A 22,556-nucleotide genomic window follows, 5' to 3' on the forward strand; every position below is an offset into this window, starting at 1 on the left:
TCTATCAGCGACAGCCCCGGAAATGCATTGTGGCCCTACACGATTACTCGTGTAGGGCCACAATGGGATGTTGTGTTCGGCGGTGTCCTACTCTCCCACACTGATTAAGGTGCAGTACCATTGGCGCTGGAGGGCTTAGCTTCCGGGTTCGGAATGGGGCCGGGCGTTTCCCCTCCGCTATGGCCGCCGTAACTTTATGAAACAACCACACACAGTTGTTTATTTATGTGTGTGTTGTTTCAGAAGTGTCATAGTGGATGCGAACACACCAGAAGTTTGAATTCTGTGGTGTGTGGGTGTTGTTGGTAAGTCCTCGGCCGATTAGTACCAGTCACCTGAACACATTGCTGTGCGTACAGTTCTGGCCTATCAACCCCATGGTCTGTAGGGGGCCTTAACCCCGCAAAAGGGGGTGAGAAACCTCATCTTGGAACAGGCTTCCCGCTTAGATGCTTTCAGCGGTTATCCCTTCCGAACGTAGCTAACCAGCAGTGCCCCTGGCGGGACAACTGGCACACCAGAGGTTCGTCCGTCCCGGTCCTCTCGTACTAGGGACAGGTTTCCTCAAGTTTCTTACGCGCGCGGCGGATAGAGACCGAACTGTCTCACGACGTTCTAAACCCAGCTCGCGTGCCGCTTTAATGGGCGAACAGCCCAACCCTTGGGACCTACTCCAGCCCCAGGATGCGACGAGCCGACATCGAGGTGCCAAACCATCCCGTCGATATGGACTCTTGGGGAAGATCAGCCTGTTATCCCCGGGGTACCTTTTATCCGTTGAGCGACACCGCTTCCACTTGCCGGTGCCGGATCACTAGTCCCGACTTTCGTCCCTGCTCGACATGTACGTCTCACAGTCAAGCTCCCTTGTGCACTTACACTCAACACCTGATTGCCAACCAGGCTGAGGGAACCTTTGGGCGCCTCCGTTACTTTTTAGGAGGCAACCGCCCCAGTTAAACTACCCACCAGGCACTGTCCCTGAACCCGATCAGGGTCCGAGGTTAGAAGTCCAATACGATCAGAGTGGTATTTCAACAACGACTCCATGAACACTGGCGTGCCCACTTCACAGTCTCCCACCTATCCTACACAAACCGAACCGAACACCAATACCAAGCTATAGTGAAGGTCCCGGGGTCTTTTCGTCCTGCCGCGCGTAACGAGCATCTTTACTCGTACTGCAATTTCGCCGAGTCTGTGGTTGAGACAGCAGAGAAGTCGTTACGCCATTCGTGCAGGTCGGAACTTACCCGACAAGGAATTTCGCTACCTTAGGATGGTTATAGTTACCACCGCCGTTTACTGGGGCTTAAATTCTCAGCTTCGCCACCCAAAGGTGACTAACCGGTCCTCTTAACCTTCCAGCACCGGGCAGGCGTCAGTCCGTATACATCGTCTTACGACTTCGCACGGACCTGTGTTTTTAGTAAACAGTCGCTTCTCTCTGGTCTCTGCGACCCACACCCGCTCAGAGAGTAAATCCCGTCACCGGTCTGGGTCCCCCTTCTCCCGAAGTTACGGGGGCATTTTGCCGAGTTCCTTAACCACAGTTCTCTCGATCGCCTTAGTATTCTCTACCTGACCACCTGTGTTGGTTTGGGGTACGGGCCGTGTACCAACTCACTAGAGGCTTTTCTCGGCAGCATAGGATCATGGAATTCGCCGCAACGGCTACGCATCACCTCTCAGGCTATATGTGTTCCGGATTTGCCTAGAACACGCCCTACAGGCTTACACCAGTACAACCACTGACTGGCCCCACTACCTTCCTGCGTCACCCCATCGCTTGCCTACTACCAGCCAAGGTCCCATGCATCACCCCACCCGGCACCCGAAGGTGCTCCTGGGGGATCTGGATGGTTAGTACAACTGATTCAGCATGGGCGCGGATACACGGGTACGGGAATATCAACCCGTTGTCCATCGACTACGCCTGTCGGCCTCGCCTTAGGTCCCGACTCACCCTGGGCGGATTAGCCTGGCCCAGGAACCCTTGGTCATTCGGCGGAAGAGTTTCTCACTCTTCTTTCGCTACTCATGCCTGCATTCTCACTCCCACACCCTCCACCACTAGATCACTCTGTGGCTTCCACGGATGCAGGACGCTCCCCTACCCACCCACACACCTGGTTCACCATCCGTAAACGATGAACGGGCTAACGTGTGAGTGCCGCGGCTTCGGCGGTGTACTTGAGCCCCGCTACATTGTCGGCGCAGGATCACTTGACCAGTGAGCTATTACGCACTCTTTCAAGGGTGGCTGCTTCTAAGCCAACCTCCTGGTTGTCTTCGCGACCCCACATCCTTTTCCACTTAGTACACGCTTAGGGGCCTTAGCCGGCGATCTGGGCTGTTTCCCTCTCGACTACGAACCTTATCGCCCGCAGTCTCACTGCCACACTCTCACTTACCGGCATTCGGAGTTTGGCTGACGTCAGTAACCCTGTGGGGCCCATCGGCCATCCAGTAGCTCTACCTCCGGTAAGAAACATGTGACGCTGCACCTAAATGCATTTCGGGGAGAACCAGCTATCACGGAGTTTGATTGGCCTTTCACCCCTACCCACAACTCATCCCCTCCATTTTCAACTGAAGTGGGTTCGGGCCTCCACGACGTCTTACCGTCGCTTCACCCTGGCCATGGGTAGATCACTCCGCTTCGGGTCTAGACCCGGCGACTCAAACGCCCTATTCAGACTCGCTTTCGCTACGGCTACCCCACACGGGTTAACCTCGCCACCGAGCACTAACTCGCAGGCTCATTCTTCAAAAGGCACGCCATCACCCACCACAGTAAACTGTGCACAGGCTTTGACGGATTGTAAGCGTCCGGTTTCAGGTACTATTTCACTCCCCTCCCGGGGTACTTTTCACCTTTCCCTCACGGTACTTGTCCGCTATCGGTCACCAGGAAGTATTCAGGCTTACCGGGTGGTCCCGGCAGATTCACAGCAGATTCCACGAGCCCGCTGCTACTTGGGCACCCATCACGCAAGACCATGTGTTTTCAGCTACCGGACTCTCACCGTCTACGGCAGACCATTCCAGGCCACTTCACCTAACACACGATTTTCTGACTCACGCTTCCACAGGTAGATGGAAGAAGATGAACCCCACAACACCACACACACAACCCCTACCCGGTATCACATGCGCATGGTTTAGCCTCATCCGCTTTCGCTCGCCACTACTCACGGAATCACTTTTGTTTTCTCTTCCTATGGGTACTGAGATGTTTCACTTCCCCACGTTCCCTCCACACCCCCTATACATTCAGAGGTGGGTAACACGACATCACTCGTGCTGGGTTTCCCCATTCGGACACCCTCGGATCACAGCTCGTTTGACAACTCCCCGAGGACTATCGCGGCCTACCACGTCCTTCATCGGCTCCTGGTACCAAGGCATCCACCGAACGCCCTTACACACTTACAACAACACCTACAAACCACCCCCACCCACAACCAGACCACCCGAAGATGACCCAACCGCGTCACGAGGATCGAATGTAGACATCACAAAACAAACAAATTTCTGCTAAATCACAGACCAACGTCAACGTTGATTTGAAATAAAGATGCTCGCATCCACTATGCACTTCTCAAACAACACACACCGTCTGACCGCCCACACCTCCGCGCCCCATCACAGGACACCTCACCAGCATGATTGACCGAACAGCTAGGTCAGAGACAACCCGACACACACCCGAAGGCATGCCGCGTGTTCTCTCAGAACCCCGATAGTGTGACGTGAACCCACCGGCCTCACAGCCCAGCGGTACCCCCAACATTCCGTCCTGTGACAGAACATCGAACAGGGCTGTCTGATGTTTCACCCTCGAACACACACCCACCGCACAGACATACGCCGGCAGAAATGGGTGATGTTGTGTGCTCCTTAGAAAGGAGGTGATCCAGCCGCACCTTCCGGTACGGCTACCTTGTTACGACTTCGTCCCAATCGCCGATCCCACCTTCGACAGCTCCCTCCCACAAGGGGTTAGGCCACCGGCTTCGGGTGTTACCGACTTTCATGACGTGACGGGCGGTGTGTACAAGGCCCGGGAACGTATTCACCGCAGCGTTGCTGATCTGCGATTACTAGCGACTCCGACTTCATGGGGTCGAGTTGCAGACCCCAATCCGAACTGAGACTGGCTTTAAGGGATTCGCTCCACCTCACGGTATCGCAGCCCTCTGTACCAGCCATTGTAGCATGTGTGAAGCCCTGGACATAAGGGGCATGATGACTTGACGTCATCCCCACCTTCCTCCGAGTTGACCCCGGCAGTCTCCTGCAAGTCCCCGGCATAACCCGCTGGCAATACAGGACAAGGGTTGCGCTCGTTGCGGGACTTAACCCAACATCTCACGACACGAGCTGACGACAGCCATGCACCACCTGTACACCAACCACAAGGGAACATGTATCTCTACATGCGTCTGGTGTATGTCAAACCCAGGTAAGGTTCTTCGCGTTGCATCGAATTAATCCACATGCTCCGCCGCTTGTGCGGGCCCCCGTCAATTCCTTTGAGTTTTAGCCTTGCGGCCGTACTCCCCAGGCGGGGTACTTAATGCGTTAGCTACGGCACGGAACTCGTGAAATGAGCCCCACACCTAGTACCCACCGTTTACGGCGTGGACTACCAGGGTATCTAATCCTGTTCGCTACCCACGCTTTCGCTCCTCAGCGTCAGTTACTACCCAGAGACCCGCCTTCGCCACCGGTGTTCCTCCTGATATCTGCGCATTTCACCGCTACACCAGGAATTCCAGTCTCCCCTGTAGTACTCAAGTCTGCCCGTATCGCCTGCACGCCTACAATTGAGTTGCAGAATTTCACAGACGACGCGACAAACCGCCTACGAGCTCTTTACGCCCAGTAATTCCGGACAACGCTCGCACCCTACGTATTACCGCGGCTGCTGGCACGTAGTTGGCCGGTGCTTCTTCTCCAGGTACCGTCACTTGCGCTTCGTCCCTGGTGAAAGAGGTTTACAACCCGAAGGCCGTCATCCCTCACGCGGCGTCGCTGCATCAGGCTTGCGCCCATTGTGCAATATTCCCCACTGCTGCCTCCCGTAGGAGTCTGGGCCGTGTCTCAGTCCCAGTGTGGCCGATCACCCTCTCAGGTCGGCTACCCGTCGTCGCCTTGGTAGGCCATTACCCCACCAACAAGCTGATAGGCCGCGGGCCCATCCTGAACCGCAAAAGCTTTCCACCCCAGAGCATGCACTCCAAGGTCATATCCGGTATTAGACCCAGTTTCCCAGGCTTATCCCAAAGTTCAGGGCAGATCACCCACGTGTTACTCACCCGTTCGCCACTCGAGTACCCAGCAAGCTGGGCCTTTCCGTTCGACTTGCATGTGTTAAGCACGCCGCCAGCGTTCGTCCTGAGCCAGGATCAAACTCTCCATGAAAAAATAGCGAAACAAAACCAACACCCACAAGGTGCCAGCGTTTCAACACAATCAGGAAAGCAAAACCTGACCAATCCAAAACTAGCAAAACATGTGACACCCAGACAAAGCCGAGCGCCACACAAAAAACAAACATCAACATCCATAAAGAATGCACGATGCCAAAAATGGCATCAGACAATTCATCATCACACTATCGAGTTCTCAAAGAACACACACCCACCAACTACTCACCCCCACAAGGGCTTTCACCAGCAGACTTCGTTCTGACTTTCACCGCCACCCCGTCTCCGGGGCAACTCTTCCAGCCTACCAGACCCAAACCCCGCCCGCAAAATCCGAAGATCCGCGCACCAGGACAGTCCAGCAACCCCACACACCCAGCCCGAGACACCAAGTCTCAAACCAGAAGATCAGGGGCGGCCAACGAAAAACCCGGTCTCCACTCCCCACCAGTCAGACCCTCTCAGGTCCTCCGGGGCGGCGCCGTGGCTCGCTGACTCGACATAAGTTACGCACTGTTTACCCTCAACACAAATCGGCTGGTCAGAGGCTTTTCTGTGCGGTCAGATCTGGCCGAACCGTCGCAGTGCTTCCTCACGTTCGGCTTTGTGGTCGACGATCGGTTCCGGGTAGTCGTCGGCGTCGACATCCCCCACCCAACGCCGAACGTACTCCCCCTCGGGGTCGAACTTCGTGGCCTGCGCTTCCGGGTTGAACACCCGGAAGTACGGCGCCGCGTCGGTTCCGGTGCCGGCCGCCCACTGCCACCCGTGGTTGTTCGACGCCATGTCGCCGTCGACGAGCTGTTCGAGGAACCATTCCGCACCCCACCACCACGGCAGGTGGAGGTCCTTCACGAGGAACGACGCGGTGACCATGCGGACCCGGTTGTGCATCCAGCCCGTCTCAGCCAGCTGCCGCATACCGGCGTCGACGAGAGGAAAGCCGGTGCGTCCGGCCTTCCACGCCTCGAAGCGTTCGTAGGCCTCGTCGTCGGTGTCCAGCTCGATGTCGTCGAACTGCCGATTCCAGTTGTGCCACAGGCTATGTGGCCAGTGGTAGAGGACATCGGCGTAGAAGTCGCGGAACGCCAGCTCGCGAAGGTAGGCCTGACCGCCGGCAGAGCGGCCGAGGTCGGCGGCGAGCGTGCGCGGGTGGATGTTGCCGTACTTCAGGTACGCCGACATCCGACTGGTCACGTCGGCAGCCGGGTCGTTGCGGCCGGTGTCGTAATCGGCGAGATCGTCGTCGACGAATTCTGCCCATCGGGCCAGGGCGGCGTCCTCGCCGGCGGGGAAGGACAGCGTCGTCGGCGCCTTCGGGATCTTGATCCGGCCGGACTTCTTCACCCCCGACGGGTCGAGGACTGCAGAACCCGGGATCGAGGAATCGGCTGGTTGACGCCAGCCGTGTTCACGCCACCGGCGGAAGTACGGGGTGAACACCTTGTACGGTTCGCCGTCGTCCTTGGTGATCCGACCCGGTGAGACCAGATACGGCGAGCCGGTGGCCTCCAGTGGGATGTCGCCGAGCGCCTCGGCGACGGCCTCGTCGCGGCGTCGCCCGAAGGGGGTGAAGTCCCCGGAGATGTGGACGGCCTCGGCGTCCACGGCTTTCGCCAGACGCGGGATCTCCTCGTCGGGGCGGCCCCGCACGACGAGCAACTTCCCGTCGAGCTTGGCGTCGAGCTCGCGGAGCGAATCGAAGAGGAACGCGAGTCGTCGCTCGCCCGATGATCTCTCGAGCCGAGGATCCACCACAAAGCACAGAAGGACCGACGAATCGTCGGTCCCTCTGGCTGTGGCTAGTGCTGGTAGGTCGCTCAGACGCAGGTCGCGTCTGAGCCACACCAGGTTGGTGGACGTCAGCCCACTCCGAGCAGATCGATGACGAACACGAGGGTCCGTCCCGAGAGGCGGTGCCCCGCGCCGGCCGGTCCGTAGGCCAGCTCCGGCGGAACGGTCAGCTGGCGACGGCCGCCGACCTTCATTCCGGGGATGCCCTCCTGCCAGCCCGGGATCAGCCGGTCGAGCGGGAAGTTGGCCGACTGGCCGCGGTCCCACGAAGAGTCGAACTCTTCGCCGGTCTCATAGTCGACACCCACGTAGTGGACGTCGACCACGCCCCCGCGGACGGCCTCTGCGCCATCGCCGACGATCAGGTCGGTGATGGTGAGATCGGCCGGCGGAGGACCCGCCTGGAACTCGACTTCGGGCTTCTCAGTGCTGGTCACAGGACTCTCCTTTGAGTCGGGCGGTCAGTCGGGGTTCCGGGTGGTCGGCGGCCCGACCCGGCGGGGCGATCGCTCAGCGATCGCCCATCTGCACGTAGTCGCGCTCGGTATAGCCGGTGTAGAGCTGACGCGGACGGCCGATCTTGGTGGTCGGGTCCTCGTGCATCTCACGCCAGTGGGCGATCCAGCCCGGCAGGCGGCCAAGCGCGAACAGGACGGTGAACATCCGCGTCGGGAAGCCCATCGCACGGTAGATGACACCCGTGTAGAAGTCCACGTTCGGGTACAGCTTGCGCTCGATGAAGTAGTCGTCGGACAGCGCGACCTCTTCGAGGCCCTTCGCGATGTCGAGCAGCTCGTCCTCGACACCGAGGGTCTGGAGGATCGAGTCGGCGGTCTTCTTCACGATCGCGGCGCGCGGATCGTAATTCTTGTAGACGCGGTGACCGAAGCCCATCAGCTTGACGCCGGCTTCCTTGTTCTTCACCCGCTTCATGAAGTCCTTGGTGTCGCCACCGTCGGCGCGGATGGCGTCGAGCATCTCGAGCACCGCCTGGTTGGCGCCACCGTGCAGCGGACCCCAGAGGGCGTTGATGCCACCGGAGATCGAGGTGAACAGGTTGGCCTGCGACGAGCCGACGAGCCGGACCGTCGAGGTCGAACAGTTCTGCTCGTGATCGGCATGCAGGATGAACAGCATGTCGAGGGCCTTCGCGACATCCGGGTTGACCTCGTAGGGCTCGGCCGGGAAGCCGAAGGTCATGCGCAGGAAGTTCTCGACGAGGCTCAGCGAGTTGTCCGGATAGAGGAACGGCTGGCCGGCCGACTTCTTGTAGGCGTAGGCGGCGATGGTCGGCAGCTTCGCCAGGAGGCGGATCGTCGACAGCTCGACCTGCTCGTCGTCCTTGGGATCGAGCGAGTCCTGGTAGTACGCCGAGAGGGCGTTGACCGCACTCGACAGCACCGGCATCGGGTGCGCGTTACGGGGGAAGCCGTCGAAGAAGCGCTTGAGATCCTCGTGCAGCAGGGTGTGCCGCTGGATCTTGGTGGTGAAATCCTCGAGCTGCGACGGGGTCGGGAGCTCGCCGTAGATGAGCAGGTAGCTCACCTCGATGAAGGTCGACTTCTCCGCGAGCTGGTCGATCGGGATACCGCGGTACCGCAGGATGCCGGCGTCGCCGTCGATGTAGGTGATGGCCGACTTGGTCGACGCGGTGTTCACGAAACCACCGTCGAAGGTGGTCAGATTTGTCTCGGCAAGGAGCTTGCCGAGTGCGACCGAGTCGGTGCCCTCGGTGGCCTTCAGGATCGGGAGCTCCAGCTGTCCACCGGGGTAGGTGAAGGTCGCTGAGGCCGTGTCGGACGCCTGGTCGGCTGGGACTGTTTCAGCAGACACACGAACCCCTTATTCAGATCAGAGTATTGACAGTGTCCGGATAGGACACACAGGTACAAACTAGTCGCTTCTCAGCTCGCTTGCCCAAGGAGGGTCGGCGCCGGGCCTCGAGACCGTGACCGCAGCGACGTGAGCTGCGAATTCGGCGACCTCACGCCACTGATCGGTGGTCAGTGAGCGAACGGTACGCGGTGACAGCGCACCCAGACGGTCGAGCTGGTGGACGATGCCTCCCAGGACGCTGTCGCCGGCCCCGATCGTGTCGACGACGTCGACATCCCGGGCGGGCACGGTGACCTCGTCATCCGCGGTGGTCACGGTGATCCCGGACGCCCCGGCGGTGGTGATCACCGCGGCGACACCGTCGGCGAGCCAGTCCTTCACGGTGCTCCCGCCGGCGCCTTCGCCGAGCCATGCGGCGTCCTCGTCGGACAGCTTCACCACGTCGACGGACGGCATCCAACTGCGGAAACGGCTCCGGTAGGCGTCGGCGTCGGGGATGACGACCGAGCGAATGTTCGGGTCCAGCACGACGAGTCGGCGTTCGGCGTGACAACGCCGCATCAGGTCCTCGTAAACGGTCGCACCGGGTTCGAGCACGAGCGAGAGGGTTCCGAAGGTCACCGCCGCGACGGTCGGGGCCAGCGAACCCGGGTCGGTGACAGCGCGATCCGCGGTGCCCTCGACGTAGAAGGAGTACTGCGCGGAACCGTCGTCGGCGATGGTGGCCAGGGCCAGCGACGTCGGCTCCTCACGCCGCTGCAGCATCGCGGTGCCCACCCCGGCGCCCTGCAGTGCGCCGACGATCGCCTGGCCGTAGTTGTCGGTGGACACCGCCGACAGCAACGACACGGCACTCCCCAAGCGTCCCAAGGTGATCGCGACGTTGAAGGGTCCGCCACCCAGCGCCGGCTGCAGCGGCGCCAGCGTCGCGCCGGATGCCGCCTTCTCCTGCACCACGTCGACGAGCGCCTCGCCGCAGACGACGATCTCTCTCATGGGACCCCTCTTTTCTGTGTGACACAGTCTGCCATTCCCGCGGCGGTAGATTCGGTGCATGCGTGAGTTGCCGGCGGGCCCTGATGCGGTCGTGCTCGACTTCTCGGCCGACGAGTCCCCGTCGGCCGCAGTGCTCGACGCGACGGTCGCCCTGCGTGATGCGGTGGACCGAGGAGAGTTGCCGGAGATCGCCGACCTGGTGCCGAGCGCGCACACATTGTTGGTGCAGGCCCGGCCCGGTCGCGGCGTCGACGAACTCGGTGTGCGGCGGGCGTTGCGCCGCCGACGTTCCGGTGTCGATCGCGGTACCGGATCTGCCGATGAGATCGTGATCCCCGTCCATTACGACGGCGAGGACCTCGCGGATGTCGCTGACACACTGGACATCTCGGCCGACGAGGTGATCGGCCTGCACTGCAGCACGCGCTGGCGAGTGCAGTTCATGGGCTTCGCACCAGGGTTCGGATATCTGGTCGCCGACGGGCCGACACCGCACCCGTTCGACGCGGTGGGCAGGCGCGCGGAGGCACGTCCACGCGTTCCGGAAGGTGCGGTGGCGATCGCCGCCGGTTACAGCGCTGTCTACCCGAAGGCGAGTCCGGGTGGATGGCAGTTGTTGGGCCGCACCGATGTTCGCCTGTGGGACGAGAAGGCCGACCCGCCTGCACTGTTCGCGACCGGGCGGATCGTGCGGTTCGTCGACGCCGGGACGGGCCACCGCGGATGACCGCTGTCACCGTGCTCGCGACCGGCCCCCTCGCGACCTTCCAGGACCTCGGCCGCCCCGGCTACGCGCATCTCGGGGTGCCCGCGTCCGGCGGCGCGGATCGCGGCTCGCTGACCTTGGCCAATCGTCTCGTGGGCAACGACGAATCGGCGGCCACGATCGAGACGACTCTCGGCGGCCTGCGCATCCACGCGCACGGCGACGTACTGGCCGCGGTGACCGGAGCCCACACCGAGGTGCGTCACAACGGCATTCCGGTCGGACTCGCCGCGACCGTCGTGCTGCACGAGGGTGATGAACTGGCCGTCGACCCACCGGCGTGGGGACTGCGCAACTATCTCGCGGTCCGCGGCGGGTTCGACGTCGAGCCGGTTCTGGGGTCTCGGTCGACCGACACCCTGTCGGGGCTGGGGCCTCCGGTGCTCACCGCGAACGTGACCGTGAAGGTGGGTCGTGCCGCCGGCGAATGGCCCCCGGTGGAGTCGGCGCCGTCGAACACCACGCATCCGCGGGTCGTCGTACTCGAGGTGGACGAGGGACCACGCGCCGAGCTGTTGGCGGTTCCCGCGAATCTGCGTTCGGGAACGTGGGTCGTCGGCGCAGACAGCAACCGCGTCGGCGTGCGCATCGACCGCGCCTCGGGATCGTCGCACCCCCTGCTGACGCATCGGGAGGACGCCGGCGAATTGCGTTCGGAGGGCGTCGCACACGGGGCGGTGCAGGTGCCGCCGAGCGGGCGGCCGGTGCTGTTCCTCGCCGACCATCCGGTCACCGGCGGTTATCCCGTCGTGGCCGTTCTGACCGATGCCGCGGTCGATCTCGCGGCTCAGCTCGTCCCCGGTTCGGAGGTCCGCTTCCGGCGGCGATAGCGTTCGGCGCTCAGGTTTGGGACCGCGGACGGCAGGGAACGCGGTGGACGTCCCCGAATGGAGGTACCAACGTGAGCGATCCTTCAGTGAACGACCTGTCGACCGTGCAACTCATCGAGCGCCTACAGAGTCAGACGACAACCCTGGTCAAGACCGAGTTGCAGCATGCGGTGGCGGAGATGAAAGGCAAGGGCACCCGGATCGGAGTCGGCGCGGTGATATCCGGCGCGGGCACCCTGCTGGTGCTGTTCGGCCTCGGAACATTGGTCGCGGCCGCCGTCCTGGGCTTGGCCAACGCGGTTCCGGCGTGGCTGGCCGCGGTGATCGTCGGCGTGGTGCTGCTGGTGATCGGCGGAGCGGCTGCGGCCATCGGTGCGAAGCGTGCGAAATCGGCCGTCCCGCCCGCCCCCGAGCACACCGTCGAAAGCGTCCAGCGCGACATCGCAACCGTGAAGGAGCACCTGTAGATGAGTGACACGCAACCCGACCGGAACCCGGCCGGCGACCCGCCGCCGGTGGAACAGCAGCGCGAGGAACTCGCCGAGACGGTCGATGCGCTGGCCGCGAAGCTCGACGTTCCGGCCCGGGTGAACACGGCTGCCGCGGAGACCGCCCACACCGCGAAGGTGAAGGCCGAGGAGAACCGGACGACGCTGATCGGCGTCGCGGTGGCCGCGGTTCTCGCGATCGGAACCGTCATCGTCGTCAAACGCCGTCGCCGCTGACCCGACTCACAAGGAGTTACGACATGAGTGCCGTGTCCAAGACGTTCTACAAACCGCTCTCCCTGGCGACGAGCGTGCTCGGCGGTATCGCCGCCGGGGCCGTCTTCGGTCAGATCTGGAAGCGGATCTCCGACGACGCCGAAGCCCCCGACCCCAAGGACCTCGAACGCAGCAATGTCGAGGTCTTGGCCGCCGCTGCGCTGCAGGGTCTCGTCTTCGGGCTGGTCCGCGCGGCCGTCGACCGGGCCGGAGCACGCGGCTACAAGGCGGTCACACACGAGAACCCCGACTAGGCGTACGGTTGACACCCACCTGAGACGAACCTAGGGTTCTGTCTCATGACTGAGGTACTGAACGACGCACAGAACACCTGTCCCGTTCACGCCACCGACTCCGGGCCGGCCGGGGCCGACTGCCCGGCCGGGCACTCCCCTGATGCCCAGTTGTCGGAAGACGGCTACGAGATCAACGCCTCGGGAGTCAAAGCCGCGCACGAGTACGAACCGCTCGGTCCGGACTCGCTGACCTGGCAGATCTGGGGCACCTGGACCGGCATGTTCCAAGGGCTGTGGGCCGGCTCGATCCAGAACATGCACCCCAAGCTGGGTGCGGCCGTCTGGGACCACTCCGACTTCTTCGGCGAACGCTGGCAGCGCCTCATGCGGTCGCTGTACCCGATCAGCGGCGTCGTCTTCGATTCCGTCGTCCCCGGCGCGCAGACCGGTCTCGAGGTGCGCGACTACCACAAGACGGTCAAGGGCACGATGGAGGACGGATCGCGATACCACGCACTCGATCCCGACGTCTTCTACTGGGCGCACGCGACGTTCTGGTACGGCAACGTCCGACTGTGTGAGCGGTTCGGACCGTTCCTCACCGAGGATCAGAAACGTCAGCTGTTCGAGGAGTCCAAGGCCTGGTACGCGCAGTACGGCGTCTCGATGCGCCCCGTCCCGGAGACCTACGAAGATTTCCTCGAGTACTGGGATTACATGTGCCGCAACGTTCTTCGTGACCACGTCTCGGTACGCACCGTCCTCGACATCACCCAGCTGCCGCCGCCGCCGTTCCTGAGCTTCGTCCCGAAGTCGGTCTGGGACCGCTACCTCGTCCCGCAGAACCAGAAGCTGTTCATGTGGCTGACGACGGGTTTCTACGACGAGCCGATCCGCGAGATCCTCGGGCTCGAGTGGACTGATGCGGACGAGCGTCGATTCCGCCTGCTGGGCAAGGGCATCAACCTCGTCATGCACAAGATGTTGCCGAAACGCCTCCTGCGCCACCCGCGGCCGCGCGACGCCTGGGACCGCGTCAACGGCAAGGTCGCGACGGACGCACCGATCGTCCACACGCCCAAGCGCAACCTGCCGCCGCTGGACCAGCGCGACAATCCGATGCACTACTGCCCGGTGACCGCCGCTCGTCGGGCTACCTATCCGACGGTGCTGACCTCGGACTGAGTCCTTCACTATTGTCGTCGGGGGCGGTTCCCGCTCACGAGTTCCGTTGCCGCTCACGCCCTTCGTGTGAGCGGGAACGGACTGAGTGAGCGGGAACTGTCGTCTACTGCTGTCCCAGTCCCCGGCGCATCGCGTGCCGCACTCGTTCCGCCTCCCGCTGGGCGTACGGGTTCGGCCGGCCGGCCCGTGATCCAGCGAGTTTGGCACCGATGTGTTCCCCGACCGTGATCGGCGAATACCGGCTTCCCGCACCGACACACGACGGCAGGGTCGCGATCATCGCGTCGATGTTGCCGTCGTGGAAGTACGCGGCGGAGCGTCGACGTTCGATCGAGCCGTCGACGATCGGCGGTTTCACCCGATGCAGCGTCGACATCCACCGCTCGTTGGTCCAGCGGGCCATCAGGTCCCCGAGATTGATCAGCAGTGCACCGTCTTCGGGACTGACGTCGTGCCATCGCCCCTGACGGTCGAGGACCTGCAGACCCTTCACCTGGTCCGCCCACAAGACGGTGACGATGCCGTAGTCGGTGTGCTCCCCCATTCCGGTCAACTCCCCGTCGAGTTCGAACTCGCCGGGAGGAAGGGCGTAGTTGTTCATGCGCAGGACGTCGAGCGAGTGGTCGGTGAAGCCCTCGAAGAAGTCGGCAGGAAGGTCGAGGGCGTCCGCGAAGATGCGGGTCAGGGTGTGCGCGACGCGTCGTGCCTCGGCGAAGTACGCCGACACCGCCGCCTCGAAATGATCGACGGCCGGCCACGTGTTCGCGGCGTAATGGTCCTCGGGAAGGGCGAGGTCGGGGTACTCGCGGGCCTCGACGCCGACGTTGAACGCCTCGAAGAAGTCGTTCATCCGGTCCGCCTGCTCGACGCCCAGCGACAACGACAAGGACTCCGATCTCGGTGGCGCATAGCCGCGATTGATCTCGGGTGGCGTGCGGTAAGCCTTCTTCACCTCGAGTGGCAGCGCGAAGAAATCGTCCATGACCGCGGTGAATTCCTCGATGACCGCCGACGGGATCTCGTGCCCGACGATCTGCATGAACCCCACCGAGCCGGCGGCGGCGTCGACCTTGGCCGCGACGACGGCCCGATCGGCGGGGTCACCGTTGCGAATGTAGGGCGAGATGTCGATGATCGGCACCTGGAAACCGGTTGAGGCGGCGGTCATGGGACCCATGGTGACACCGAATCGCCGAAATCGCTGGCCAGGCGCGGATCGCCTCAGGTCCGCTGACCTGCCCGGTACTGGACGAAGGCCGGGATCAGCAGCGCCGCGATGATCGTCGCGATCACCACCGCGACCCCACCGAAAGCCGTCGCCGCCGCGACGCCGATCGATGCGGCGGCGGTGCCGTGCGCGACGTCGGCGATGCGGGGTCCGCCGGCGACCACCACGATGAACACGCCCTGCAGGCGTCCGCGTACCTCGTCGTTTGCCGCCGCGAGCAGGATGGTCTGCCGGAATGCGGCCGACGCCATGTCGGCGGCACCGCCGATCATCAGCAGCACCACCGCGACGACGAGCATCGGCATCGCCGAGCCGTCGGCGAAGGACACGGCGATGCCCGTGCCGGTGATCGCCAGGCCCCAGATGATGATGCACACGATGACGGCCAGACCTTGCCGTTCGACGCGTGTGACCCAACCCGAGAAGATGCCGCCGACCACGGCGCCCGCCGAGATCGCGGTGAACAGCAGTGCGAAGGCGATGCCTCCGCCCTCCGGCCCGCCGAAGTTCTCGTGCGCCATCTGCGGGAAGAGCGCACGAGGCATGCCGAAGATCATCGCGATGAGGTCCACGAGGAAGGACGCCATCAGGATCTTGTGGCCGGTCAGGTATCGGAGACCTTCGATCACCGATCGCAGTCCCGCGACCTTCGGTGCCGCGTCGCTCTCGGGGCGCAACGACGGCAGCATGACGACCGCGATGAGCGTCGGCAGCAGGAACAGGGTGTCGACGAAGTAGAGCCACGAGTAGCCGAGGATCGGGATCAGCGCGCCACCGACGAGCGGCCCGGCGATCGCGCCCGCCTGCATGACCGTCATGTTCAGCGACAACGCCGCGGGGAGGTCCTTGGCGTCGATCAGGCGCGGCAGCACCGCCGTTCGTGTCGGCTGGTTCACCGCGAAGAACGCCTGCTGAACAGCGAAGAGCACCAACAGAATCCATACGTTGTCGCCGCCGGCCGCGGCCTGCGCCCAGAACAGCAGGCTTCAGACGATGAGGCCGATCGTGGTGACGACCAGCAGTGTCCGACGGTCGACGACGTCGGCGAGCGCACCGCCCCACAGCCCGAACACGACGAGCGGGACGAGCCCGAACACGCCGGTCAGACCGACGTACGCAGAGCTGCCGGTGACCTCGTAGATCTGCGCGGGCACCGCGATGATCGTGAGCTGGGCCCCGATGACCGTGACGATGTTCGCGATCCACAGCCGTCGGAAATACCGGTTCCGCAGGGGCGTCGTGTCTGCGAGGAGCCGTGACATTTTCACGATGCTAGGAGGCCCCTCGGGTGTGACCTCCGTCCGGTCCGCCGGGCCGCCACGAACCCCCGGGAATCACCAGTGGACCCGTCTCAGGGCTGCAACCGCTCGATTCGCCATTCGTGGTCGACGTGGGTGAGTCGCACCCGGTTGTGCAGGCGGTTCGCCCGCCCCTGCCAGAACTCGACCTCCACCGGCTCGATGCGATAGCCACCCCAGTCCGACGGGACGGGGATCTCGTCGCCGGCGTCGAATCCGCCGTACCGGTCGGCCAGATCGGCGGCCTTCTGTTCGAGTTCGAGGCGGCTGCCGATCGGCCGGGACTGATCCGACGCGGCGGCCGACAACTGCGAGCCGCGCGGCCGGAGCTCCCAGTAGGCCTGTGTCTCCTCGGCGCTGAGATGTTCGACGGGACCGCGGAAATGGACCTGACGCTCCAACGCGATCCACGGGAATGTCACGGATGCGTAGGGATTGTCGGCCAGATGCCGACCTTTGTCCGACTCGTAGCCGGTGAAGAAGACCACCCCGTTGGCGTCGACACCCTTGCACAGCACTGTGCGGGTCGACGGCCGACCGTCGGCGTCGGCGGTACCCAGGACCATCGCGTTGGGCTCGGCGATCCGGGCGTCGAGCGCTTCCTTCAGCCAGACACTGAACAAGTCGAGCCACGGCGGGTCGCCGCGGAGCCAGCTGGGGTCGAGGTTCTCGCGAATTCCGTCTGCTCCCGCCGCGCGATCGCCCTCTCCGATGTTGGGCGGAATACCTCCGCCGTAGCCGACGCGCATGTTCGGCAGATCAATCGGATCGAGCGGTTTCTCCAACACTCGCCTGAATTTACTCCGCCGACATCGTCACTCCCTGATACACGCGGGGTGTCGTGCTGATCTACAGTTCGATCTGGATCGACGCACGTGATTGCAGGACACAGTTGTCTGGAGTGAGGTGGTTGTCATGGCCAACGCGGTTCCCGAGGATTTCGTCCCAGGTCTCGAAGGCGTGGTGGCTTTCACCACCGAGATCGCCGAACCCGACAAGAACGGCGGCAACCTGCGTTATCGCGGCGTCGACATCGAGGATCTCGTCGAGAACAAAGTGACCTTCGCCGACGTCTGGGCACTTCTCGTCGACGGCAAGTTCGGCGACGGACTGCCCCCGGCCGAACCGTTCCCGCTGCCCATCCACACCGGTGACGTGCGCGTCGACGTGCAGGCCGCACTCGCGATGCTCGCCCCGATCTGGGGTTATGAGCCGCTCCTCGACATCGACGACGAGACCGCTCGCGAAAACCTGGCCCGCGCATCGGTGATGGCGCTGTCCTATGTGGCGCAGTCGGCTCGAGGCATCCATCAGCCCGCGGTCCCGCAGCACGTCATCGACGAATGCTCCACCGTCACCGAACGGTTCATGACCCGCTGGAAGGGCGACCCGGACCCCAAGCACGTCGCCGCCATCGACGCCTACTGGGTCAGCGCCGCCGAGCACGGCATGAATGCGTCGACCTTCACCGCACGAGTCATCGCCTCCACCGGCGCCGACGTCGCCGCGTCGCTGTCGGGAGCGATCGGCGCCATGTCCGGACCGCTTCACGGTGGTGCGCCGGCCCGCGTGCTGCCGATGATCGAAGAGGTCGAGGGCACCGGTGACGCACGAGGATTGGTGAAGGGAATCCTCGACCGCAAGGAGAAGCTGATGGGCTTCGGGCACCGCGTGTACCGCGCCGAGGACCCCCGAGCCCGCGTGCTCCGACGCACCGCCCAGGAACTCGGGGTACCGCGTTTCGAGGTGGCCGCCGCGCTCGAGCAGGCCGCGCTCACCGAACTTCGCGAACGACGCCCCGACCGCGCGATCGAGACGAATGTCGAGTTCTGGGCCGCGGTCATCCTCGACTTCGCCGAGGTCCCGCCGCACATGATGCCCGCGATGTTCACCTGCGGACGCACCGCCGGCTGGTGTGCCCACATCCTGGAGCAGAAGCGCCTCGGCAAGCTGGTCCGCCCCGCGGCGATCTACACCGGCGCCGCACCCCGCCGTCCCGAGGACGTCGCCGGTTGGGGTGACGTCGTGAAGCCGGGACTGTAGCCGCCGCACGAGATGCTCGACCGGACCGCCGGACTCCAAGCAGGATGTGAATCAACAGCCACCCGACGGCCGCCGCCTGTGAGTACCACTCAGGCGGCAGGGCCTGCGGCATCGTAAAGTCTTGCGTGGGTAACGCCGTATGCACGACGTTTGGGGGAACGAGTGAGTGGGGAATTCACGGTCGACGCCGGTGCGATGGACAGCATCGCCGGGGCGCTCGAGGGTATGTCGGCTTTCATCGAGTCCGCGCCGAGCCCCGACCTGTCCGCCGATGTGGCCGACGCAATGCCGAACTCTCCTCTGGTCGCAGCAACAGCCGGTGCGACCACAATGGTGAAACAAACCACGACCGCGGTGTCCGGACAGTGGGAAACCTTCGCCTCCGCGGTGCGCGTCGCTCGCACCATCGCTGAGAGCGCCGACGAAGGCAATGCGACGAAGTTCCAGAACCTGGCGGCCCTCCCCGGGACCGAGGCACCGCAGTGACCGATGCTCCGCTGCTGACCAAGGCGATCATGGATTCGTGGAACCCGTGGGACATGCCGGAGCCTTCTCTGACAACTCTCGCCAGCGCAATCCGTGAGAACTCCGATGCCGCTCACTCAACGGTCGACCAGATGCCGAACACCTCGTGGAGAGGCCAGGCCCGCGATGCCGCGAATTGGCGTGCCGCCGACCAGTCCTCCTGGGCGAAGAAGGTCGCGGCCGGTATCGACGATCTCCAGGTGGCGCTCACCGACGCCGCCGAGGCGATCGGTTCCTCGCAGGCCGCCGTCAACGGCGCGCTTCTGGGTGCAACTCTGCAGCGTTGTTTCCTGGTCAGCGACACCGATCCGACCTGGGCGATGCGTTATGTCCCGAAAGAGGACGATGATCTGACGCCGGCAGAGATCGCGGAGAGAGAACGTCAGATGACCAGCTTCGTCAAATCCAAGGCCGACGAACTGGCAACGACGGCGGCCGACCATGCCGCGCTGATCAAAGGGGCCGTCGACGCACTCGGCATTGTCGCACCGCCGTCGCTGACCATCAGCGCGCAGGACGGTCGCCGGGACGCCGGGATGGCCGAGAGCGGTTGGACCGACGAAGAAGCCGCGTTCGTCGGCCGCAACCTGCGCGCCGCCGGCCTCACAGAGGATCAGATCCAACGACTTCTCAACGGCGAGAAACTCACCGACGTCCCAGTGGGCGTGCAGGAATACCTGCACATGTTCTACGGGAACCTGAACTCAGACGAACTGTTCAGCCTGAAGTCGAAGTTCGAGGACATTGGAACACCGGAAAGCGCCGCCTGGTCCCAGGCACTCGGCCAGGGATTGGTCACCCTCTCCAACGAGAATGTCGGCAACAACACCGGATATCAATACCTCCCGGGATGGGCGCAGGAGTGGGCCGAGAACCGCGCCAGCGACGGTGCCACCTTGCGCTACCAGGACGTTCCATTCGCCGGACTGTTGGGCAACTCGGGTGGGGTCCCTCCAGGCGAGCGTCTGGGAACCGAACTCCTACGTCGCGGCTCCGCGGGCGCGTCCCGAGACATTGGCGGAGACGGACAACGACCCGAAGTCGCTTATGGCGCGTTCGACACGGACCCCGATGAGCTGAAGCGGGTATACGAGTCCACTATTCGTCAATTCCTCGAAGTCGGTACCCGGAACCACGAGTCGTCAGCGGCACTCCTCACCGGGGAGTATTCCGACGGAACAAAGCTCGCCGACTATGACCGCGACGCTACCGTCGGCAACTTGATGAGACACGATTGGTCGGATCATGGCGATAGTGCCGGCAACCTCGTCGACTGGATTCGCGACTATGGCGGCGGAACCGACCCCAACAAGGTCAAGCTCGCCGACCGCGCATTCTCGGGTCTCTGGGATTTTGCGACGTCCACGGACGGCGACAACAATTTCAAGCAGTTGATGAACACCAATAGCGACGGCGACGCTACTGGAAAGATCAATCCGTTGCTCGCGGACGCTATACGAAAGGCATCCCTCCCATACCTGAATTACTTGGGTAATCCAGAGGGAGCCGCTGCAATGCACGGCCATCCAGATCTTGAGCTGACGGGCTCTGAGGACAGACATAATTTCGAAGCGCGAGCGACACGCCTCTTTTCCGTGATCGCCAGCGACGACGCGCCGAACGGGGAGATTTCTGCGAGCAATCCGGATGGCGTGAACACCGCTACACAGCTCTACCGCGATCTCCTTGAGAAAACAAACGAGAACGCGACTTGGGTAATGAGCCACCCCGAGCTCGCTCAAAGCTTGGGAAATACGTCAGCCGAGCTCCTTGAACGTGGGCGGGCAGGAATTTATGGCGCACAGTTCGACTTGGCGATCGACGAAGGCGACAAGGCCGCGTCCTCGCAGGCCGCCGAGAGCCGGACTGAGAAAATCCTGTCCTCGGCAAGCTACCTGCTGAGTGTCACGCCCCATGGAACCGCCGCATCCGTCGGAATCGGGGCTGCGGCACCGTGGTTGGTCACTTCCAGTCCGGCGGAGGACGTTCCATTCAAACTCCCCACAGGGTCCGATGCCTTCGGTGTGGACGATCCGACGCGAGTAAAACTGTCATCGAGCTATGCCATGTTTGCGAATTCCGGAGTACAGGGTCCAGCCGAATGGTACGGCACGGACGGAAAGCTCAAGACAGCCGAAGCGATTCTCAAAGAGTCTGATGGCGACGCCAGCCAACTTGACCAAGCTATTCGCACCAGGCTGCGAGCGGAGCATCCCGAGATATACGGCGCAGACGGCGCGGCTGGGTACTGGGACGCTGGATTCAACGAAGGCGCCAAGGACGAAGACCTGCAATACAACGCGACGACCATGGCCACGTACGAAAAATGGGTCTTGGAAGGAGACGAACGGTGACGGGTCGAGATCGAGCTCTGCTGTGGGCTCTCCCACTTCTCCTACTCACGGGATGTACGCAGTCTCCCGAACCGTCCACCAGTGGAGGGACGCAAGCCATTTCGAGCCCTCAGGGGTCTTATACCCCCGCGGAACCGCTCGCGTACCAATTCCCCACCGATCTGGCCGGCGACTTCAATGTCGTCTGGTCCGCGCAACCAGGGATCGATCTGGACACACGACCGGGTGAGGTCGTACGAGCAACTGCTGAAGCGGGAACGATCATGAGCGTTCCCGGCGAACGGAACTATCCAGGCGCCCAAGCGGCGTCCAAGGATGCCTGGACTTTTCCTGGCGGCTACACGTTCGAAAGCGACCCCGCGAATCTGACCGAGAAGAACGGCACCATCTTCATCCACCTCACCGATCTCACCTCCACCGCAACAGCGATCCACGCCGTCGGGTGCAAGTTCGAGTTCGGTGTCATCGCCGAGCTGGAGCAGCCGTCAGCAGGTGGCTACCTCGGCGGCTCTGCGTTTGCCGTGGACGCGACTCGACCCGCGGATGCTGTGGACCCGCGGGAAAACCTCTCGCGAAACGAACCGACCGGTACCGGCGACCGCGCACCGCGCTTCGATGCATTCGCACCGTGGAGCGTGACTTACCGAACCATCCCACACGACGATCCACGGCTGGATTCATGCCTTCCCACGGGCACAGAGATCGCAAAAGACCACCCTGCGTACGCCGACTACCCGTTCACCGACGACACCACGTCGGTCAGCGTGATCAAACCGCCCAACCGAGCGCTGTTTCCGGTGCTTCCACAATCACCGGCGTGGCCGGCACCGTGATTCAGGCACCGCGATCGCGAAGGCGCGCGGACGCCCGACACCTTGGCGCACGCTTGGCGAGCAGCGGGCTCGGTGGGGCGGCACACTCCTGTCCGATCGAGGACACCGCATTCGATCCAGCGATTCGACGATTCGCCGGGAGACGTCGCTTGCTGACGGGCAGGTTCCTTCGATCGCCGCAACAGCCGGACTGTGAGGCTAGGACAAGGTGATCGGCCAATTCGACGGAAAGATCAAATACTCCGGGCAGTTCGGGACCTCTGCGTCGGAGACTGTCTTCGCCGAGAAACGCAGCGAGGACGCAATCCGCCGAACCGGTCGCATCGCCGTGCGATGGACGTGGGACGACCTACAGAAGCCCATGCAGTTCCGGAATCTCATTCTCGGCGCGCTCAGAGAGGCTGAAACCTTCTGAGCGAATACGGAATTCGCC

17 protein-coding genes, 3 rRNA genes and 1 pseudogene are annotated in these 22,556 nt (G+C 63.1%); 11 read left to right on the forward strand and 10 right to left on the reverse strand.

Annotation, left to right across the window (positions count from 1 at the left end; genetic code table 11):
- Window positions 1-74 precede the first annotated feature (74 nt).
- The 7 genes from rrf to C5O27_RS21210 form a co-directional block, all read right to left on the reverse strand.
- Window positions 75-191 (reverse strand): 5S ribosomal RNA (gene rrf, locus C5O27_RS21180).
- A 110-nt stretch (window positions 192-301) separates the two neighbouring features.
- Window positions 302-3,438 (reverse strand): 23S ribosomal RNA (locus C5O27_RS21185).
- Window positions 3,439-3,907: 469 nt separating this feature from the next.
- Window positions 3,908-5,430 (reverse strand): 16S ribosomal RNA (locus C5O27_RS21190).
- Together the 16S, 23S and 5S rRNA genes form the textbook arrangement of a ribosomal RNA operon.
- Before the next feature lie 566 nt (window positions 5,431-5,996).
- Window positions 5,997-7,283 (reverse strand): cryptochrome/photolyase family protein, encoded by a 1,287-nt coding sequence (locus tag C5O27_RS21195; protein ID WP_127963593.1) that lies wholly within the window; start codon window positions 7,281-7,283, stop codon window positions 5,997-5,999.
- 14 nt (window positions 7,284-7,297) lie between these two features.
- Window positions 7,298-7,666 carry an FKBP-type peptidyl-prolyl cis-trans isomerase gene (locus tag C5O27_RS21200; protein WP_005198205.1) on the reverse strand — a complete coding sequence of 123 codons (369 nt, stop codon included), beginning with the start codon at window positions 7,664-7,666 and terminating at the stop codon, window positions 7,298-7,300.
- A 73-nt stretch (window positions 7,667-7,739) separates the two neighbouring features.
- The gene (locus C5O27_RS21205; RefSeq protein WP_006361229.1) at window positions 7,740-9,062 is read right to left on the reverse strand and encodes a citrate synthase; all 1,323 of its coding nucleotides are present in this window, start codon (window positions 9,060-9,062) and stop codon (window positions 7,740-7,742) included.
- 60 nt (window positions 9,063-9,122) lie between these two features.
- Window positions 9,123-10,061: a carbohydrate kinase family protein gene (locus tag C5O27_RS21210; protein ID WP_127963594.1), complete on the reverse strand. Its 939-nt coding sequence runs from the start codon at window positions 10,059-10,061 to the stop codon at window positions 9,123-9,125.
- Between the two features lie 58 nt (window positions 10,062-10,119).
- Between C5O27_RS21210 and C5O27_RS21215 the strand changes: the two genes are divergently transcribed.
- The 6 genes from C5O27_RS21215 to C5O27_RS21240 all read left to right on the forward strand — a co-directional run bounded on the left by C5O27_RS21215 (window position 10,120) and on the right by C5O27_RS21240 (window position 13,842).
- Window positions 10,120-10,788, forward strand: a complete 669-nt coding sequence (locus C5O27_RS21215; protein ID WP_006361231.1) for a 5-oxoprolinase subunit B family protein — start codon at window positions 10,120-10,122, stop codon at window positions 10,786-10,788.
- A complete protein-coding gene (locus C5O27_RS21220; protein WP_035750965.1) occupies window positions 10,785-11,657 on the forward strand; it encodes a 5-oxoprolinase subunit C family protein in 873 nt (290 codons plus the stop codon). The genes C5O27_RS21215 and C5O27_RS21220 overlap by 4 nt, the downstream gene beginning before the upstream one ends.
- A 71-nt stretch (window positions 11,658-11,728) precedes the next feature.
- Window positions 11,729-12,124 (forward strand): phage holin family protein, encoded by a 396-nt coding sequence (locus tag C5O27_RS21225; RefSeq protein ID WP_127963595.1) that lies wholly within the window; start codon window positions 11,729-11,731, stop codon window positions 12,122-12,124.
- Entirely contained in the window at window positions 12,125-12,382 is a 258-nt protein-coding gene (locus C5O27_RS21230; RefSeq protein WP_127963596.1) for a DUF3618 domain-containing protein, read from the forward strand.
- A gap of 23 nt (window positions 12,383-12,405) precedes the next feature.
- A complete protein-coding gene (locus C5O27_RS21235; RefSeq protein ID WP_006361235.1) occupies window positions 12,406-12,675 on the forward strand; it encodes a DUF4235 domain-containing protein in 270 nt (89 codons plus the stop codon).
- Window positions 12,676-12,720: 45 nt separating this feature from the next.
- Entirely contained in the window at window positions 12,721-13,842 is a 1,122-nt protein-coding gene (locus C5O27_RS21240; RefSeq protein WP_006361236.1) for an oxygenase MpaB family protein, read from the forward strand.
- A gap of 103 nt (window positions 13,843-13,945) precedes the next feature.
- Here C5O27_RS21240 and C5O27_RS21245 read toward each other — a convergent pair whose 3' ends face one another.
- The 3 genes and pseudogenes from C5O27_RS21245 to pdxH all read right to left on the reverse strand — a co-directional run bounded on the left by C5O27_RS21245 (window position 13,946) and on the right by pdxH (window position 17,117).
- Window positions 13,946-15,019 carry an isopenicillin N synthase family dioxygenase gene (locus C5O27_RS21245; RefSeq protein WP_127963597.1) on the reverse strand — a complete coding sequence of 358 codons (1,074 nt, stop codon included), beginning with the start codon at window positions 15,017-15,019 and terminating at the stop codon, window positions 13,946-13,948.
- A gap of 44 nt (window positions 15,020-15,063) precedes the next feature.
- Window positions 15,064-16,332, reverse strand: a pseudogene (locus tag C5O27_RS21250) (MFS transporter).
- Between the two features lie 89 nt (window positions 16,333-16,421).
- Window positions 16,422-17,117, reverse strand: a complete 696-nt coding sequence (gene pdxH / locus C5O27_RS21255; RefSeq protein ID WP_281430958.1) for a pyridoxamine 5'-phosphate oxidase — start codon at window positions 17,115-17,117, stop codon at window positions 16,422-16,424.
- Window positions 17,118-17,283: 166 nt separating this feature from the next.
- On the opposite strand from pdxH, the gene C5O27_RS21260 reads away from it, so the two are divergent.
- From C5O27_RS21260 to C5O27_RS21280, 5 genes are all read left to right on the forward strand, one after another.
- Complete coding sequence (locus C5O27_RS21260; protein WP_006361240.1) at window positions 17,284-18,411, forward strand: citrate synthase 2; 1,128 nt, start codon at window positions 17,284-17,286, stop codon at window positions 18,409-18,411.
- A gap of 162 nt (window positions 18,412-18,573) precedes the next feature.
- Window positions 18,574-18,897, forward strand: a complete 324-nt coding sequence (locus tag C5O27_RS21265; protein WP_127963598.1) for an invasin — start codon at window positions 18,574-18,576, stop codon at window positions 18,895-18,897.
- A complete protein-coding gene (locus tag C5O27_RS21270; RefSeq protein ID WP_127963599.1) occupies window positions 18,894-21,290 on the forward strand; it encodes a TPR repeat domain-containing protein in 2,397 nt (798 codons plus the stop codon). Before C5O27_RS21265 ends, C5O27_RS21270 begins: the two co-directional genes overlap by 4 nt.
- A 263-nt stretch (window positions 21,291-21,553) precedes the next feature.
- Window positions 21,554-22,123 carry a hypothetical protein gene (locus C5O27_RS21275; protein WP_232283215.1) on the forward strand — a complete coding sequence of 190 codons (570 nt, stop codon included), beginning with the start codon at window positions 21,554-21,556 and terminating at the stop codon, window positions 22,121-22,123.
- Between the two features lie 208 nt (window positions 22,124-22,331).
- Window positions 22,332-22,538 carry a hypothetical protein gene (locus C5O27_RS21280; RefSeq protein ID WP_127963600.1) on the forward strand — a complete coding sequence of 69 codons (207 nt, stop codon included), beginning with the start codon at window positions 22,332-22,334 and terminating at the stop codon, window positions 22,536-22,538.
- The last annotated feature ends 18 nt before the right edge of the window (window positions 22,539-22,556 follow it).

Source organism: Gordonia alkanivorans (assembly GCF_004011905.1).
Classification (GTDB): domain Bacteria; phylum Actinomycetota; class Actinomycetes; order Mycobacteriales; family Mycobacteriaceae; genus Gordonia; species Gordonia alkanivorans.